This is a genomic window from Sphaerisporangium siamense, assembly GCF_014205275.1.
Classification (GTDB): Bacteria; Actinomycetota; Actinomycetes; order Streptosporangiales; family Streptosporangiaceae; genus Sphaerisporangium; species Sphaerisporangium siamense.
In genome coordinates this window covers 385,078-402,214 of record NZ_JACHND010000001.1, presented here as the reverse complement: position 1 = coordinate 402,214, position 17,137 = coordinate 385,078, and the positions used below count along the sequence as shown (strand labels likewise).

The following is a 17,137-nucleotide window of genomic DNA, read 5'->3' as shown; positions in this document are numbered from 1 at the left end:
TCTGGTCGTTACACGGGGGTACCGATGGAGCAGCTTCCCGCCCAGGCTCAGGCCGTCGTCATCGGCGGCGGCGTGGCCGGGTGCAGCGTCGCCTACCATCTGGCCCGCCTCGGCTGGACGGACGTCGTCCTGCTGGAACGGCACGAGCTGACCGAGGGCACGACCTGGCACTCGGCCGGGTTCGTCGGCCAGCTCAGGTCCACGGTCACCCAGACCCGCATGATCATGTACTCGGCCGGGCTCTACCCCGAGCTGAGCGAGCTGACCGGCCTGGACCCGGGCTGGCACGGCGTCGGCGGGCTGCGGCTGGCGACCACGGCCGAGCGGCACGAGGAACTGCTGCGCCAGGCCGGCGCGGCGGAGACCTACGGCCTGGACATGGAGCTGCTCTCGCCGGACGCGGCGCGCGCCATGCTGCCGCTCATGGAGGTCTCCGACGTGCGGGCGGCGCTGTGGCTGCCGGGGGACGGCTGGCTCGACCCCGCGCGCCTGGCCCGTGCCCTCGCGACGGGCGCGGAGAAGCTCGGCGTCCGCGTCGTGACCGGCGTCGAGGTGACCGGGATCGACACCGGGGACGGGCGGGTGAGCGGGGTCCGCGTCGGCGCGCGGGTGATCAGGACCGAGACCGTGGTGGACGCGGCGGGGGCGGCGGCGGGCGCCGTCGGGCGGCTGGCCGGGGTGGACGTCCCCATCGTGCCGATCAAGCACCAGTACGTCGTGACGCGGCCGTTCGGCGTGGCGGCGAGCACGCCGACCGTGCGGGACCCGGACAACATCGTGTACTTCCGCGAGGAGGGCGGCGGCATCCTCGTCGGCGGCTACATCCGCAGCCCCGAGGTGTGGGACGCCGCCGCGCCGCTGGCCGAGCCGCGCACGCTCTTCGACCCCGATATGCCGAAATTCCAGGAGTCGTGGGACGCGGCGCGCCACCGCCTGCCGGACCTCCGCGACCTCCCGCCGGACGCCGCCGCGTTCGCCAAGGTCGTCCACGGCCCCGAGGCGTTCACCCCCGACGGCGAGTTCCTGCTCGGTGAGACATCCGTCGCCGGGCTGTGGGTGGCCGCGGGGTTCTGCGTGCACGGCCTCGCCGCCGCGGGCGGGGTGGGCAAGGTCATGGCCGAGTGGATCGTCGACGGCTCTCCCGAGTACGACGTCTTCGGCATGGACATCCGCCGGTTCGGCTCCCACGCGCGCGGCTCCCGCTGGTCACGTGCCAAGGCCCTGGACTCCTACAGCAAGTACTACGACGTGGTGTACCCCGGAGAGGAGCGCTTGGCCGCCCGCCCGCTGCGCCGGTCCCCGGCCTGGCCCCGCCACGCCGAGCTCGGCTCCGAGTTCGGCGAGAAGGCGGGCTGGGAGCGCGTCAACTGGTTCGCGGCGCGCGACGGCGACCGCGACGGGGAGGAGCACCGTCCCGCCGGGTGGGCCGGGCGCGTCTGGTCGCCCGCGATCCGCGCCGAGTGCCTCGCCACGCGAGACGCCGCCGGGCTGTTCGACCAGACCTCCTTCGCCAAGCTGGAGATCACCGGCCTGGCGGCGCTCCGGCGGCTGTGCGCGGGCGACCTGGACCGTCCCGTCGGCTCGGTCGTCTACACCCAGATGCTCAACGAGCGCGGCGGCGTCGAGGCCGACGTGACCGTCACGCGCCTCGCCGAGGACCGCTTCCGCATGGTCACCGGCACCGCGTTCGGCGTGCACGACGCCGCCTGGCTGCGCCGCCACGGCGTCGAGGCGCGCGACGTCACCTCGGCGTACGCCTGCTACTGCCTGTGGGGTCCGAAGGCGATGGACATCCTCGGCGGGCTGACCGGCGACGATCTGACGTTCGGCTACCTGCGGGCCCGCGAGATCACCGTCGGGTACGTGCCCGTGCTGGCCCAGCGGGTGACCTTCGCCGGGGAGTTCGGCTGGGAGCTGTACTGCCCCTCCGAGTACGGCCTCACCCTGTGGGACACGCTCATGGCGGCCGGGCTCCCGCACGGCATGCGTCCGGCGGGGTACCGCGCCCTGGACTGCCTGCGACTGGAGAAGGGCTACCGCGTCTGGGGCCTGGACGTCACCCCCGAGACGACGCCGCTGGAGGCGGGGCTCGGGTTCGCCGTCCGCAACAGCGGGGACTTCCTGGGCCGCGCCGCGCTGACCGCGCCGGAGCGGTCGCTGCGCTGCCTGGTGCTCGCCGACCCCCGTCAGGTCTGCCTGGGCGGCGAGCCGGTCCGGGTGGACGGCGTCCCGGCCTCACGGGTGACCAGCGGCGGCTACGGCCACCGCGTCGACCGCTCGATCGCCTACGCCTACCTGCCGGCCGACGGCCCGGCGGACGGCCTGGTCGAGGTGGGGGTCAACGGCGGCTGGGTGACGGCCGAGATCGTCCCCGAGCCGCTCTACGACCCGGGCGACACGCGGGCGCGCCGGCTGCCCGGCGCTTAAGGCCGGCCGAAAACACCGGTCTGACCAGCCCGTTCTCGCGGGTGAGGGTTGAAGCGGGCATGAGGCGTCAATAGAAACCCCACGCCCCTCGTGACCCGGTGCGCGCGTGCGGCGCGGAGCCGGGGCGAGGTCCGTCCGGCACGCGAATCCTCACCCTGGGAGGGCGAGCATGGGAACTTCGGCCGATGGCGGCGCCACCCGCGAGCCCGGGGCGGTCAGCCTCATGGATCCCGACGTCCTGAGGGATCCTTTCGTGGCCTACGCGGCCATGCGCGAGCGCGCCCCGCTCGTGCGCGGCGTCGTCTTCGAGGGCACGCCGCCGATCTGGCTGGCCACCCGGTACGAGGACGTCAAGACCGTGCTCGGGGACCACCGGTTCGTCAACAACCCGGCCAGCGTGCCGGGCATGGATGTGCGGAGCATCCGCGAGCGGATGATCGAGGCCCGGGGCATTCCCCGCGAATACGCCCCCTACCTGCTCGACAGTGTCCTCGACGCCGACGGCGAGGACCACATCCGCCTGCGCAGGCTCGTGTCCCGGGCCTTCACCGCCCGCCGCGTCGCCGAGCTGCGGCCCCGGGTGGAGGAGATCACCGAGGGCCTGCTCGACCGGTTGCCCGGCACCGCCGAGGACGGCGTGGCCGAGCTGATGGAGCACTTCGCCTACCCCCTGCCGATCACCGTCATCTGCGAGCTGGTCGGCATCCCCGAGCAGGAGCGTCCTCGGTGGCGGGCGTGGGGCAAGGTGCTCACCGACCTGAAGTCGGACGGCGTGGGCGCCGTCCTCGGCGACATGATCGCCTACATCCACGAGCTGATCGAACGGCGCCGCGCCGCGCCCGGCGGCGACCTGCTGACCGGCCTGATCCGCGCGCACGACGAGGACGGCGACCGGCTCGGCGACATCGAGATGGTCACGCTCGTGCTGACCCTCGTGCTCGCCGGGCACGAGACGACCGCCCACCTGATCGGGAACGGCACGGTGGCGCTGCTCACCCACCCCGAACAGCTCGCCCTGCTCAGGAGGGACCCCGCGCTGATGCCGCGCGCCGTCCACGAGCTGCTGCGCTGGTGCGGGCCCGTGCAGGCGACCCGCCTGCGGTACGCGGCCGAGGACGTCGAGATCGGCGGCATGCGGGTGCGCAAGGGCGAGCCCGTGATGGCGCTGATCGCGGGCGGCAACCACGACCCCCGCGCGTTCGGCGACCCCGAGCGGCTGGACATCACCCGTGAGCCGGACGGCCGCAAGGAGACCCACGTCGGCTTCGGGCACGGCCTGCACTACTGCCTCGGCGCGGCGCTGGCGCGCCAGGAAGGGGAGGTCGCCTTCGCGGCGCTGCTGCGCCGCTTCCCCGGCCTGTCCTTGGCCGTGGACCCCGACGACCTGGAGCGCCAGCCGGTGCCCGGGGCCTGGCGGCTCGCCCGGCTGCCGCTGAGGATCTGACGCCTGCCCGGCCGGATGTGGGATCTTTGTCGGGATTCAGGCCATCCGAGCGGGGGTGGCCCGGGCGAACGAGAGGAACCGCCATGGTCCGCCGCTGGAGTCCAGAAGAGATCGCCGCGCCGGTCGGGCAGTACAGCCACCTGGCCGCCGTGCCGCCCGGCGCGGAGCTGCTGTTCGTCTCCGGCCAGATCGGCGCGTTGCCGGACGGGCGGATGGCCGCACCGGACGCCGAGGCCCAGACCCGCCAGATCTACGAGAACATCGCCGCGCTGCTCACCGCGGCGGGGGCCGGGCCCCGCGACCTGGTCAGGCTGTTCACGATGGTGGCGGGCGCCGAGCACGTCGCGGGGAGCCGCGCGGGCCGCGCCGGCGCCTTCGCCGCGTGGTTCCCCGAGGGGGACTGGCCCGCGCACTCGCTGATCGTGGTGAGCGCGCTGGCCTCGCCGGACATCCTCGTCGAGGTGGAGGCGGTGGCGGTCGTCCCCGCGCGCTGAGCGGACGGCGGCGGGGGTCAGAAGGTCAGCGGCGGGAGTTCCGCGCGGGTGGGCAGACCCTGCCACAGGCTCGCGCTCGCCACGGTGAACGCCGCGAGCGCGCAGCCGCGCCGGAGCCGGTCGGTCGGATGCAGCTCCTCGATCAGGCCGCTGAGGTACCCGGCCGCGAACGCGCCGCCCGCGCCCGCCGGGTCCACGACCGTCACCGGCGCGGCCTGGGCGTCGTAGCGCATGCCGTTGACGGTGGCGCTCGCGCCCTTGCCGCCGCGCGTGACGACCAGCTCGCGGGCCGTCCCCATGACCGGCTCCACGAGGTGGAGCTCGTCCTGGTTCACGAACAGCACGTCGGCGCCGGTGGCCAGCTCGGCGAGGGCCTCGACGGCCTCCTGCCGGTCCGGCCAGAGCTGGGGGCGGTGGTTGACGTCCACCGAGACCGTGACGCCGGCGTCCCTGGCGAGCTTGACGGCGTGATGGACGGCGCTCCAGGCGGTGCCGCTCAGCGCCGGGGTGATGCCCGTGACGTGCAGCACCTTGGCCGACTGCACGGCGCGGGCGGGGACGTCGCCCGGCCCGAGGCGTGAGCCCGCCGAGCCGCCGCGGTAGTGGACGATGTGGCCGGCCCGGCCGATGCGCCGCTGCCGGACCACGAGGCCGGTGGGGGCACCGGGGTCGGACCGGACGTGGGAGACGTCCACGCCCTCGCCGCGCAGGACGGTGAGCACCCGGGCGCCGAGCTCGTCGGCGCCGACGCGGCCGAGCCAGGCGACCGTGTGACCGAGGCGGGCCAGGCCCACGGCCAGCGTGAACTCGGCGCCGCCGACGTCGAGGCGGACCTCGGAGTCGTGGCGCAGGCGGTCGGCCGAGACGATGCCCAGCGCCTCTCCGAGCGTGAAGACCTCGGTCATATGGATCTCTTCCGCCATGCGTATCGCGGTCTGCCACTGACGGCGCACAGCATGGCAGACGGCCCGTCCCGCCCACAACGAATGCGCGCGAGCGGATCTGACCGGCCGTCCGGCCCGTCCGGGGTTGCCGGGAACGTCCCCCCGGACGGGCCGTCTCGGGACTCTCAGTCGCCGAAGGCGTCGACCGCGGCCTGGCAGAAGGCCTTGAGGTCGTCGGGCTTGCGGCTGGTGATCAGCGTGTTGGGCCCGTTGGTGCAGACGACGACCTCCTGGTCGGTCCACGCCGCGCCCGCGTTGTGCAGGTCGGTTCTGAGGCTGGGCCACGAGGTGATCGCGCGGTCGCCGACGACGCGCGCCTCGATCAGCGTCCACGGCGCGTGGCAGATGGCCGCGACGGGCTTGCCCGCGTCGAAGAAGGAGCGCGCGAACCGGACCGCGTTCTCGTGCATCCGCAGGTTGTCCGGGTTGGCGACGCCGCCCGGCAGCACGAGCCCGTCGAAGTCGTCCACGCTCACCTCGTCGACGGTGGCGTCGACGTCGAAGGTGTCCGCCTTGTCCAGGTGGTTGAACGCCTGGACGGTGCCGCGCTCGGTCGAGATCAGGCGGGGTGTCCCGCTGGCCTGCTCGACGGCCTGCCAGGGCTCGGTCAGCTCGACCTGTTCCACTCCCTCGGTGGCGGTGAGAAAGGCGATCGTCTTGCCCTGAAGCATGACATACTCCTCTGAGCTGCGGTTTTCCTTTCTCTCAGGCACGTGCCCCGCTCCGGGCGGTGTATGCGCCCGCCCGGTTCAGATGTCCCGGCGCAGGGCGGCGAGGAACCGCCGGGACTCCGGCGCGGTGGCCGCCTCGACGCACAGGCGGTCCATGACCCGCATGTAGGGGTCGGTCTCCTCGCGCTTGTCCAGGTACAGGGCGCTGGTGAGCTGCTCCATGTAGACGACGTCGGGCAGCTCCGGCTCGGTGAAGCGCAGGATGGTGAACGGCCCGCCCGCCGCCGCGTGGCCGCCGTGGCCGAACGGGATCACCTGCACCGTGATCGTCGGCACGTCGACGAGTTCGAGGAGCCGGTCGACCTGCGCGCGCATGATCTTGCGGTCGCCGAGCCGCCGGCGCAGCGCGGCCTCGTCCACCAGGGCCCAGAGCCGGGGCGCGTCGGGGCCGGTCATGCGCTTCTGCCGCGCCATCCGCAGCGCGATGCGGCGGTCGATCTCCTCCCCGCGGGCGCCCGCGTGGCCGAGCTTGATGAACTCGCGGGCGTAGTCCTCGGTCTGGACGAGGGCGGGCAGGTACTGGATCTCGTAGGTGCGGATGATCGAGGCGGCCTCCTCCAGGCCGACGTACAGCTCGAACCAGGTGGGGAGGAGGTCGCTGAACTTGTGCCACCAGCCCGGGGCGTTGGCCTGGTCGGCCAGGGCGAGGAAGCTGTGGCGCTCCTGCGGGTCGGTCATCCCGTACAGGGTGAGCAGGTCGGCGACGTCGCGGGTCTTGAAGCCGACCCTGCCCAGCTCCAGACGGCTGATCTTGGCGTGCGAGGCCCGGATGGCGTGCCCCGCCTCCTCGCGGGTGATCCCCTTGGCGGTGCGGAGCCTGCGGAGCTGGGCGCCGAGAACGATGCGCAGGACCGTGGGGCCGCCACGGGAATAGCTGAGGACGCTGAGGACATCGTCGTCCTCCGGCCGTGGCCGGGGACCGAGCGCCGACGTCATGGAAGCTCCCTGAGAGCCGCGGATCAGATGACGCGACAGTGTCTCATCATTCTCCGGCAGCCGTATACGAGCCCTTCTATTGGTGGATTTTCCACGAAGATCACTTCTCTGCCACGGTATAGCCACGGAATGTCACGAATCCGTGTGAAAAACCCTATCTGCACGTGCATCTGTACTTGCATCGGAACGGCCAGTGAAGAAAGATTGACTTTCGACGCCCCGCGCCCACGACCCCCCAACGTAGCGAGGACCCCGATGACCGCACACCTGGCACGCCGGCAACATGTGGTACGGGGTGACGCGCCGTGGTGGCTGCTTCCAGCGATGGAAACCGACCATTGGGAGCCGAGGGGCGCCGAGATCTCGGGGCTCGGCCGCACCGGGACGACGATCAAGACCGCGCGCGACTTCACCGTCACCACGCTGCGCGCCTGGGGCCTCGGCGAGCTGAGCTACGACGCCCGCCTGGTCATCTCGGAACTCGTCACCAACGCCGTCAGGCACGCGGGCGAGCCGACCCGCGTCCGCCTGCTCCACCGCGCCACCCACCTGGTGTGCGCCGTGGCCGACCCGACCGACCGGCCGCCCGTCGTCACCGACGCCGACCAGTACGCCGAGACCGGGCGGGGCCTGCGGCTGGTCGAGAGCCTGAGCTGCTCGTGGGGCTGGCGGGTGTTCGAAGGGCGGGGCAAGCTCGTCTGGGCCGCGTTCACCGCCCCCGCCGTGATCCAGCAGCGCCGCGCCACCGCCTAGCGCCGTCCCCTCCGGGCCCGCTGCCGGTCATCAGCACGTCTGGCCTGCGCCGATACTGAGGGGATGCTGAGCAGTCACCGCCTCCGGGTGCTTCTCGAAATCTTCAGGACCGGCAGCATCGCCGGCGCCGCGCGCACGTTGCGGCTCTCGCCGTCGGCCGTGTCCCACCAGCTCTCCCGCCTCGAAGAGGAGGCCGGGGTCGGCCTCGCCGAGCGCGACGCCCACAGCCTGCGCCTGACCGCGGCCGGACGGCGGCTCGCCACCCGGGCCCAGGAGGTGCTCGACATCATCGAGGCCGCGGAGAAGGACCTGCTCGCCCAGGCGCGGGCCGACGCCGGGCAGCTCAGCATCGGCTTCTTCGCCTCCGCCGGATACCGCCTTCTGCCGCTCGCGCTCTCGACGTTCAGCGCCCGGCACCCTGGCGTGGACCTGGACCTCCAGCTCGGCCAGCCGCACGAACTGCTGCCCGACCTCGAACGCGGCGCGCTGGACGTGCTCGTCGTGTTCGAGCACGCGCTCGACCCGTGGAAGCCGCCCGAGGGCGTGGAGGTCATCCACCTGTTCGACGAGCCGCAGCTGTTGGTCATGCCGGTCGGGCACCCGGCGGGCCAGCGGTCCCGCGTCCGCCTCGCCGACCTGGCCGACGAGCCCTGGATCACCACCTACGGGACCGACACCCCCGTCTCGGTCCTGGAGCGTGCCAGCGCCCTGGAGGGCTTCCACCCGGCGATCCGCTGCCGCAGCGACCACTACGAGGTGACGCTCGGGCTCGTCCGCGCCGGGCTCGGCGTGGCGCTGGTCCCGAGCCTCGGCACGCAGGGCGCCTCCGGCATCCAGACCTGCCGGGTCGAGGGGCCGAAGCTGTACCGCAGCATCGGCGCGGCCGTACGGCCCACCAACCCCAACCCGGCGCTGCGCTCGTTCATCGACTACCTGCGCGACGCCTCGGCCCGGCTCCGCGTCACCGCGCGCTGACCCGCAGCGCCAGCGCGCCCACCGCGAGCCCCGCCCGCCGTGCCGCGGTCACCAGCGCGTGCTCGGCGCCGGCCGGGCCGTGGGCCAGCACGGCGTAGCCCAGCCACCGGCGTCCCGCCATCACCCCCACGTCCGTCCGCGTGCCGGCGTCCGTGCCGGTCTTGTTCGCCACCCACACCGTGCCGGGCGGCGGCGCGGCCGGGATCTCGCGGTCCTCGGGCTCGTGGGGGAGGAGGGCCGGGACCAGGCTCCTGTCGGTGTTGTGCGCCATCCATCCGGCCAGCGCGCGCTCCCACGTGACCTCGGGCCGGCCTGAGGCCGGCGGGGATCCGGAGGCAGGGGTAGCGGGGGGCGTGGAGAGGGCCTCGGCCAGGCGGGCGGCGAAGGCGGCCAGCTCGGCGGCGGTGCCGACGGCGAACGTCGGCGGGTGCGCGGGCAGGCGCGGCTCGCGGATCCGGTCCAGGATCCGGGTGCGCCGGAACCCCAGCTCGGCCGCGCCCGCGTTCACCCGGTCGATCCCGACGCGCCGCAGCAGCGCGTTGGTGGCCGTGTTGTCGCTGACCGAGGCGGTGAGCAGGGCGAGGTCGCCGACCGTCCAGCGGCCGGCCGACAGCCCGCCGAGCAGCCCCGAGCCGCCGCAGTGGTCCTCCTCGCGGAGCGCCACGACCTCGCCGGGGTCCAGCGAGCCGGAGACGACGGCCCGCGCGACCTCGGCGAGCAGCAGCAGCTTGCCCACGCTCGCCAGCGGAAGCTCGGCGTTCTCGTTGACGGCGAGCATCCCCGGCACGGCGACGGCCAGCGTGCCGGGACACTCCCGCGCGAGAACCTCCAGGTCCGGCGCGGGCCCGGCCGACGGAGCGGCGCTCATCGCGTGACCCGGCGGAGGGACGCGGGGACGGCGGTCATGGCGTGGTCCGGCGGGGGGACGAGGTGGACGGCGGTCATGGCGTGATCCGGCGTGGGGGTGGCGGTCATGTCGCGAGCACCTTTCCCGGGCGCGCCGGGGCCGGGGCGCCGTCGCGGACGACGACCTCGCCGGCGACGATCACCGCGTGGACCCCCGCGGGGGGCAGGAGCGGGCTGGCGAAGGTGGCCCGGTCGGCCACCGTGGCGGGGTCGAAGACCACCAGGTCGGCGTGGGCGCCGTCGCGCACGACTCCCCGGTCGCGCAGGCCGAACCGTGCCGCGGGCATGCCGGTCATCTTGTGCACCGCCGTCTCCAGTCCGAGCAGCCCGAGCTCGCGCCCGTAGTGCCCGAGCACGCGGGGATAGGTGCCGGCCCAGCGGGGATGCGGGCGCCCGCCCGGCTTGGGCACGCCGTCCGAGCCGATCATGGCGTACGGCGTGGCCAGCACCCGCTGGACGTCCTCCTCGACCATCGAGTGGCTGATGATCGTCACCTCGCCGTTCTCGGACAGCAGCAGCTCGGCCACGGTGTCCACCGGGTCGTCGTTCCGCGACGCGGCCAGCTCGGCGACCGTCCGTCCCTCGATCTCGGGGTGGCGGGGGGCGCAGGCGATGGAGACGCGGTCCCATCCGCCGTTGCCGACGGTGTTCTCCCAGCCGGGGACGCCGCCCTTGATGGCGAGGCGCATCCGCTCGCGCTCGCCGGGGTCGGCGAGGCGCGCGGCGAGCGCGGGGAAGCCGCCGTCGTTGGCCCACGGCGGCAGCATCGCCGACAGCGACGTGCTGCCCGCCGTGTACGGGTAGACGTCGCAGGTGATGTCCATGCCGCCCTCGCGCAGCGCGGTGATCCTGGGCAGGGTGCGCGCGGTGCGCCCCCAGGCGTACTTGCCCGCGGTCTTGTGGTGCGAGACGTGCAGCGCGGCGCCGCTGGCGCGGGCGATCTCGATCGCCTCCTCCAGCGCCTCCTCCACGCGGGACATCTCGTCGCGCAGGTGCGTGACGTACGGCTTGCCGTGCCGGGCGGCGACCTCGGCGAGCGCGACGACCTCGGCGGTGCCCGCGTAGGTGCCGGGGGTGTAGATCAGGCCGGTGGACAGGCCCGCGGCGCCCTGGGCGAGCGCGCGGTCGAGCAGCGCGCGCATGGTGTCCAGCTCGGCGGGGGTGGCCGGGCGGTCGGCGTGGCCGATGACGCCCGCCCGCAGCGTGCCGTGGCCGACCAGGGAAGTGATGTGGTTGGCCCGGGGCAGTTCGGCGTGCCGGGCAGCGAACTCCGCGAAGTCCTGATACATCCCGACCGTGCCGCCGAAGTAGATCCGGGTCTCCGCGTGCATCGCCGCCATTCGCTCCGGCAGGGCGGGGAACAGGCTGGAGCCGCAGTTCCCGCAGATCTCCGTGGTCACCCCTTGCAGGACCGACGCCCACACCAGGTCCACGGCCCCGGCCGCGCCGTTCTCCGCGAGCATGGCCACGCCGTCGGAGTGCGTGTGGACGTCGATGAACCCGGGCGCGACCGCCATGCCCTCGGCGTCCAGCACCGCGTCGGCCGCCACGCGCCGTCCCCGGGGGACCACGGCCAGGCGTCCGCCCGCGACCGCGACGTCGGCCTCCCGGGCGGGCCCGCCGGTGCCGTCCACGACCAGACCGCCCCGGATCAGCAGGTCGGCCCGCGCTCCATCCAGCGGGTTGCCGGGCACGGCGCCACGCGCCGCGCCCTCGTCCCCGCTCACAGGACCTGGCCGAGGAACGCGCGGAACCGCTCGTGGCGGGGCGCGGCGAGCACCTCGCGGGGCGCGCCCTGCTCGACGATCACGCCGTCGTCCATGAAGACCAGGTGGTCGCCGACCTCGCGGGCGAACCCCATCTCGTGGGTGACGACCATCATCGTCATGCCGCTCGCGGCGAGGTCGCGCATCACCGCGAGCACCTCCTGGACCAGCTCGGGGTCCAGCGCGCTCGTGGGCTCGTCGAACAGCATCAGCTTGGGGTTCATGGCCAGGCTGCGGGCGATCGCGACGCGCTGCTGCTGGCCTCCGGAGAGCTGGCCCGGATAGTGGTGCGCCCGGTCGCCCAGGCCCACGCGCTCCAGCAGCTCGACCGCCCGGCGGCGCGCCTCCGCCTTCCCCACGCCCTTGACCGCGACCGGCCCCTCCATGACGTTCTCCAGCGCCGTGCGGTGCGGGAAGAGGTTGAAGCGCTGGAACACCATGCCGATCTCCTGCCGCTGCCGGCACAGATCGGCCGGGCGCAGCATGTGCAGGCGCCCGTCGCGCTCGTCGAACCCGATCAGCTCGCCGTCCACCCAGATACGGCCGGCGTCGATCGTCTCCAGGCGGTTCACGCAGCGCAGCAGGGTGGACTTGCCCGAGCCGGACGGGCCGACGACGCACACCACGCCGCCCGACGGCACCTCCAGGTCGATGCCCTTCAGCACCTCCAGGGCGCCGAAGCACTTGCGCACCGCGCGGATCTTGACCATCGGGGCCGCGGACCCGTTGGACGCCGTCATGACGGGCCGCCCTTCGCGAAAGGCCGCAGGTTGCGGCGGATCCTCCCGGACACGCGGGGCGCGCCGTGCTGGTGGTGGCCGCGCTCGAACCGCTTCTCGATGAAGTGCTGCCCGATGCTCGCCAGCGTGGTGAGCACGACGTACCAGATCGAGGCGACCACCAGCAGCGCGATGACCTCGAAGTTGCCGAGGTAGATGCGCTGGGACACGGTCAGCAGCTCGGCGCCGGCGATGACGGACACCATGGAGGTGGTCTTCAGCATCGAGATGAACTGGTTGCCGGTCGGCGGGATGATCACGCGCATGGCCTGGGGGAGGACGACGCGGCGCAGCACCTGGCGGTGCGACATGCCGAGCGCCTCGGCCGCCTCGCGCTGCCCGGGGTCCACCGAGCGGATGCCCGCGCGCACGATCTCGGCCATGTACGCGCCCTCGTTGATGCCGAGGCCGAGCAGGGCCGCGGTGAACGGCGTGATCAGCTCGTTGGCCTGCCACTCCATCAGCTTCGGCCCGCCGAAGGGGATGCCGAGGCCGAACTTCGGGAAGACGAGCCCGATGTTGAACCAGAAGATGAGCTGGACCAGCAGCGGGGTGCCGCGGAAGAACCAGGTGTAGAGGGCGGAGGCGCCGCGCAGCACGGGGCTGCCGGAGAGCTGCATGACCGCCGCGAGCACGCCGAGCACCAGGCCCATCAGCATCGACAGGACGGTGAGCTGGATCGTCACCCACAGGCCGCCGAGGACCCTGCCGTCCACGAGGAACGTCGTGATGACGTCCCAGTGCAGGTTCTCGTTGACGATGATCGTGTAGACGAGCCACACCAGGAACACCGCGGCCACCACGGCGAGCAGCCAGCGGCCGGGCCGCGGCGGGTGCGCGGCCTTGATCGGGAGCGCGTAGCGCTCCTCCTCCGCACGCCCGTCCGCGACCCCGTCCGCCCCGTCCGCCCCGTCCCGCGCGGCCTGACCGGTCGCCGGGCTCACTTCCATGGTTTCGTGTTGACGAGCACTTCGGGCACGGCGTTGGCCGCGACGCCGTACTTGTCGAGGACGGCCTTGTACCCGCCGTCGGCCATCAGCTCCTCCATGGCCTTGGCCACGGCGTCGCGCAGGTCCTCCTCGCGCTTGTCGATCGCGATGCCCCAGGGCCCGGCGTCGTACTGCTCGGACAGCACCTCGTACTTGCCGGTCTCCTTGACGTACATCGCGGCCACGGGGGAGTCCACGATCGTGGCGACCGTGCGGCCGGAGTCGATGCTGAGCAGGCCGGTGGGCGCGTCCTCACTCTGGGTGATCTTCATCTTGTCGGCGCACTTCTCGTTCTGCTTCTCGCCGATCGCCAGGTTGGAGCTGCCCTTGGCCAGCACCACGGCCTTGCCGCAGAGGTCGTCGAGCGTCTTGATGCCCTCGGGGTTGCCCTTCTTGACCATGATCGCGCCGCCGGCGTTGAAGTAGTCGACGAAGTTCACGGCGGCGCGGCGCTGCTCGGTGTCGCTCAGCGAGGACATCACGATGTCCCAGCGGTCGCCCTGCAGGCCGGGGATCAGGCCGTCGAAGGCCGCGTTGGTCACCGACGCCTTCAGGCCCAGCTTCTCCGCGATGGCCGCGGCGAGGTCGGGGTCGACGCCGGTGAGCTCCTGCGTGCCCTTCTTGTACATCTCCATGGGCGGGTAGCCCTCGGAGGTCGCCACCCGGAGCACGCCGGTCTTGCGCAGCGCCTCGGGCACGAGGTCCTTGGCCGTCTTGGCCTGGGCCGCGGCCGTGCTCTTGCCCGCGTCGTCGCCCGAGGACGAACGTCCGCAACCACCGGTGACCGCAGAAATGGCCAGCACGGCGGCTATAGCCGCATATAGCCGCTTTGTCATGAAATCTCCTACTTTGAAGCTGCTTGACGTTAGGGTGGCGACGCCAGGTCACAGACCCATCACGCATGCACCCTTGCGACCCTGACCCTCGAAAACTTCGATGCTCCGACCCACCCACCAGCGGTTCCGTAGATCTACCTTCCGGCTCTCAGCCGTGCGCGGTGTCCTCGGAACCGGTGCGGGCGTGTTCGAGGGCCAGGCGGGTGAGCTCGACGCGGGACCCGATGCCGAGCTTGCGGAAGATCTGGCGCAGGTGGAAGGCGACCGTGTGGGCGCTGATGAACATCTGGTCCGCGACCTGCCGGTTCGTCCAGCCCTGCGTGACCAGGCGCGCGACCGCGCGCTCGGTGTCGGTCAGGCTGCCCCAGCCGGAGACCGGACGGTCGCTGGTGGCCCAGTGGCGGTGGCGCACGCCCATCCGGCGCAGCCTGCGGCGCACGCGGGCCGCGTCCCTGACCGACCCGCTCCCTTCGTAGCAGGACAGCGCGCGGTCCAGGCCGCGCACGGCCGCCTGCCGGTCGCCGCGGGCGGCCAGCGCCTCGCCGAGGTCCTCGGCCGCCGACGCCCGCGCCCACGGGTCGGCCCCCTCCTCGCCGGCCGCGGCGAGCGCGTCCGGGTCCCCGTCGAGCAGGCCGCGGGCGTGCCGCGCGGCGGCGCCGACCGCGGGGAATCCGGGGTTCCCGGCCGCCAGCTCCTCGGCCACCGTGACCGCCGCCTCGGCGCGCGGACGGTCCCCGGCGGCCAGGGCGGTGCGCGCCAGCCAGGAGGCGGCGTCCGGGTCCGCGACCAGGGCGCGCCGCGCCTGCCCCGCGTCCGCGTACAGGTGCGCGACGAGCCGCACCGCCGCCGCCGGACCGTCCCGCGCCTCGGCCACCTGCCCGGCGATCAACGCGCACCGGGCGGGCGCGGTCTCGCCGGGCGTCGCGGGCGCGTGGCCCTGTTCCGGGGCCGTATGCGCGGCCGCCGCGCGGAGGTCGCCGCGCCGCAGGGACACGGCGGCGATCACGGACGACGCCAGGGCGCCGAAGGCGCCGCGGCCCCGTGACAGGTCGAGGGCGGCGCGGGCCCGCGCGGCGGCCTCGTCGAGGTGGCCCGCGATCAGCTCCACCCGGGCCCGCACCGCGGCCGGGCCCGCCCACGCGTCGCTCCCCGCCTCCTCGCCGGCCTCGGCGAGCAGCGTCCGCGCCTCGTCGAGGCGTCGCGCGTCGGCCAGCATCGACGCCAGCGTCAGCCGCGGGCACGCCAGCCGCTCCCCGAACGACGACCCGCCGCCCGGCCCGTCCGCACGCGGATCCCGCCCGGTCCCGTCCGCGGCGGCCCGGCCGCCCTGGCGCGGGTCCCGCTCGCCGGTGTCCGGGGTGGTCGCGTGGCGGACGGCCTCGCGGGCCAGGTGCAGGCCGTCGGCCAGGTGGCCGGACTCCCAGCGGATCGTGGCCAGGGCGGTCAGGGCGCCGACGACCAGTGTGTCCCCGTGGCGCTCGGCGGCCGTGAGGATCGCCTCGGCCTCCGTCTCGGCCTCCCGCGCGCCGGGCTCGCCCGCGAGGCCGCACAGCAGGGCGAGGGTGGCGCGGTCGCGCAGGTGGGCGGGCAGGCCGGGCTCCCGCAGCGCGGCCCGCGCCTCCGCGACCGCCTGCCCCGCCCGGCCGTCCATGAACAGCGCGCACGCCAGCCCGCAGCGGACGGCCGCCGCCGCCTCGCCGGAGACCGGCCCCGCCAGCGCGGCCCTGGCCAGCCTCTCGGCCTCGTCGAGGCGCCCGGCCTCGGCGGTGGCCTGGATCGCGGTGACGACCCGGGCCGTCCTGGAAGGGTCGGCGGGGTCGCTCAGCCGCACCGCCTGGACGGCGAGGTCGGCGGCGGCGCCGGGCGAGGACCCGAGCACCTCGCGGACCGCGCGGTCGAGGCCGCCGAGGGTGCGCACGTCACCGGGCCGGGTGCCCTCGACCAGGTGGCTCGCGGCCCGCACCGCCGAGCCGCCGCGGTCCAGCAGGATCTCCCCGATCTGGTGGTGCAGCGCCGTGCGCAGGGAGGCGGGCAGCCCGGCGACGACCGCCCGCCACACCAGCTCGTGCCGGAACTCCAGCGTCTCGCCCGCGGTGGTGAGGACGCCTTCCTCCAGGGCCTCCTCGAACGCGGGCAGCAGCGTCGCGGGCGTGGTCCCCATCAGCTCGGCGGCGTCCTCGGCCGTGAAGGACCTGCCGAGGACGGCGGCCGTCTCGACGAGCCGCCGGGTGTCGCAGTCGAGGCCGTCGAGCATCCCGCGCACGACGGCGTGGACGCGGCCGGGCGGCTCGGCGGACAGCAGCCGGGCCCGCCCGCCGGCGATCTCGACCGCGCCCTCCTCCAGCAGGCCCGCGAGCAGCTCGGTGAGCAGGAAGGGATTGCCTCCGGCCTGCGCCGCGAGCGCCAGCACGTCCGGCCCCGGCGCCGCGCCGAGCAGGTCCTCGGCCACCGCGGCCACGTCGGCGCCGGTCAGCGGCCCGAGCACGACGCGGGCGGCCCCGTGCCGTTCCAGGACGTCGAACAGCCGCCGCGCCTCGTCGTGGGCGCCGCCGGGTCCGGGGCGGCAGGCTCCGGTACCGCGGGCGAGCAGCCACACCACCGGCGCGCCGGCCAGCTCCCAGTGCAGCGTCCGCAGCGCGGCGAGCGTGTCCCTGTCGGCCCACTGCAGGTCGTCGAGCGCGACGAGCACGGGGCGGGTCGAGGCGCGCATCTCCAGCCGGGTCCGCAGCCGTTCCAGCAGGTGGAGCCGGGGGTCGCGCCACTCGGCCGGCGCGTCGTCGTCCTCCAGGAACTCGCGGGCGGGCTGCTCGTCCAGGGCCTTGAGCAACGGGGCCAGGGGGACGAACTCGCCGAGCCGCTCGGCCTCGCCGGTGACCGGCACCAGCCCCTGCCGGGACGCGTGCGCGGCGGCCTCGGACAGCAGGAGGCTCTTGCCCGTCCCGGGCTCGCCTTCGACGAGCAGCGTTCCCCCGCCGCCGTTCCTGGCCTCACGCAGCAGCCGCGTGACGATGTGCCACTCGGGCTCGCGTCCTCGCATGTCTCCCCCCGCCGCCGGGGCTCGCCTGCTCCCCTCCACGGTACACATGGCCTGACCTGCGCGTTTGACGGGGTCGCATCCCCGGTTCTGTAGGGATGACGGCGCGTCGGCGGCCCGCGC

The 17,137-nt window shown here is 74.1% G+C and carries 14 protein-coding genes; 5 read left to right on the top strand and 9 right to left on the bottom strand.

The window, feature by feature from the left end:
• Window positions 1–24 precede the first annotated feature (24 nt).
• The 3 genes from BJ982_RS01790 (at window position 25) to BJ982_RS01780 (ending at window position 4,365) form a co-directional block, all read left to right on the top strand.
• The gene (locus BJ982_RS01790; protein ID WP_184875931.1) at window positions 25–2,427 is read left to right on the top strand and encodes a GcvT family protein; all 2,403 of its coding nucleotides are present in this window, start codon (window positions 25–27) and stop codon (window positions 2,425–2,427) included.
• Between the two features lie 169 nt (window positions 2,428–2,596).
• Window positions 2,597–3,871 (top strand): cytochrome P450 family protein, encoded by a 1,275-nt coding sequence (locus BJ982_RS01785; RefSeq protein WP_184875929.1) that lies wholly within the window; start codon window positions 2,597–2,599, stop codon window positions 3,869–3,871.
• A gap of 83 nt (window positions 3,872–3,954) precedes the next feature.
• The gene (locus BJ982_RS01780; RefSeq protein WP_184875927.1) at window positions 3,955–4,365 is read left to right on the top strand and encodes a RidA family protein; all 411 of its coding nucleotides are present in this window, start codon (window positions 3,955–3,957) and stop codon (window positions 4,363–4,365) included.
• A 17-nt stretch (window positions 4,366–4,382) separates the two neighbouring features.
• Here the strand turns inward: BJ982_RS01780 and BJ982_RS01775 are convergent, their stop codons facing one another.
• From BJ982_RS01775 to BJ982_RS01765, 3 genes are all read right to left on the bottom strand, one after another.
• On the bottom strand, window positions 4,383–5,270 hold the full coding sequence (locus BJ982_RS01775) for a sugar kinase (protein WP_184875925.1): 888 nt from the start codon (window positions 5,268–5,270) through the stop codon (window positions 4,383–4,385).
• A 164-nt stretch (window positions 5,271–5,434) separates the two neighbouring features.
• On the bottom strand, window positions 5,435–5,980 hold the full coding sequence (locus BJ982_RS01770; RefSeq protein ID WP_184875923.1) for a type 1 glutamine amidotransferase domain-containing protein: 546 nt from the start codon (window positions 5,978–5,980) through the stop codon (window positions 5,435–5,437).
• A gap of 78 nt (window positions 5,981–6,058) precedes the next feature.
• On the bottom strand, window positions 6,059–6,976 hold the full coding sequence (locus BJ982_RS01765) for a Sco1979 family transcriptional regulator (RefSeq protein ID WP_184875921.1): 918 nt from the start codon (window positions 6,974–6,976) through the stop codon (window positions 6,059–6,061).
• 324 nt (window positions 6,977–7,300) lie between these two features.
• On the opposite strand from BJ982_RS01765, the gene BJ982_RS01760 reads away from it, so the two are divergent.
• Window positions 7,301–7,729, top strand: coding sequence for an ATP-binding protein (locus BJ982_RS01760; protein WP_203959463.1), 429 nt, complete (start codon window positions 7,301–7,303; stop codon window positions 7,727–7,729).
• Window positions 7,730–7,792: 63 nt separating this feature from the next.
• Entirely contained in the window at window positions 7,793–8,704 is a 912-nt protein-coding gene (locus BJ982_RS01755) for a LysR family transcriptional regulator (protein WP_184875919.1), read from the top strand.
• Here BJ982_RS01755 and BJ982_RS01750 read toward each other — a convergent pair.
• From BJ982_RS01750 to BJ982_RS40195, 6 genes are all read right to left on the bottom strand, one after another.
• Window positions 8,691–9,572 (bottom strand): serine hydrolase, encoded by an 882-nt coding sequence (locus BJ982_RS01750; RefSeq protein ID WP_184875917.1) that lies wholly within the window; start codon window positions 9,570–9,572, stop codon window positions 8,691–8,693. The two genes, BJ982_RS01755 and BJ982_RS01750, sit on opposite strands and share 14 nt — an antisense overlap.
• 103 nt (window positions 9,573–9,675) lie before the next feature.
• On the bottom strand, window positions 9,676–11,337 hold the full coding sequence (locus BJ982_RS01745) for an N-acyl-D-amino-acid deacylase family protein (RefSeq protein WP_239123723.1): 1,662 nt from the start codon (window positions 11,335–11,337) through the stop codon (window positions 9,676–9,678).
• Entirely contained in the window at window positions 11,334–12,116 is a 783-nt protein-coding gene (locus tag BJ982_RS01740; RefSeq protein ID WP_275411776.1) for an amino acid ABC transporter ATP-binding protein, read from the bottom strand. Before BJ982_RS01740 ends, BJ982_RS01745 begins: the two co-directional genes overlap by 4 nt.
• On the bottom strand, window positions 12,113–13,105 hold the full coding sequence (locus BJ982_RS01735) for an amino acid ABC transporter permease (protein WP_184875915.1): 993 nt from the start codon (window positions 13,103–13,105) through the stop codon (window positions 12,113–12,115). Before BJ982_RS01735 ends, BJ982_RS01740 begins: the two co-directional genes overlap by 4 nt.
• Window positions 13,096–13,980, bottom strand: coding sequence for an ABC transporter substrate-binding protein (locus BJ982_RS01730; RefSeq protein WP_184875913.1), 885 nt, complete (start codon window positions 13,978–13,980; stop codon window positions 13,096–13,098). Before BJ982_RS01730 ends, BJ982_RS01735 begins: the two co-directional genes overlap by 10 nt.
• 148 nt (window positions 13,981–14,128) lie before the next feature.
• The gene (locus BJ982_RS40195; RefSeq protein ID WP_184875911.1) at window positions 14,129–17,017 is read right to left on the bottom strand and encodes a helix-turn-helix transcriptional regulator; all 2,889 of its coding nucleotides are present in this window, start codon (window positions 17,015–17,017) and stop codon (window positions 14,129–14,131) included.
• Window positions 17,018–17,137 lie beyond the last annotated feature (120 nt).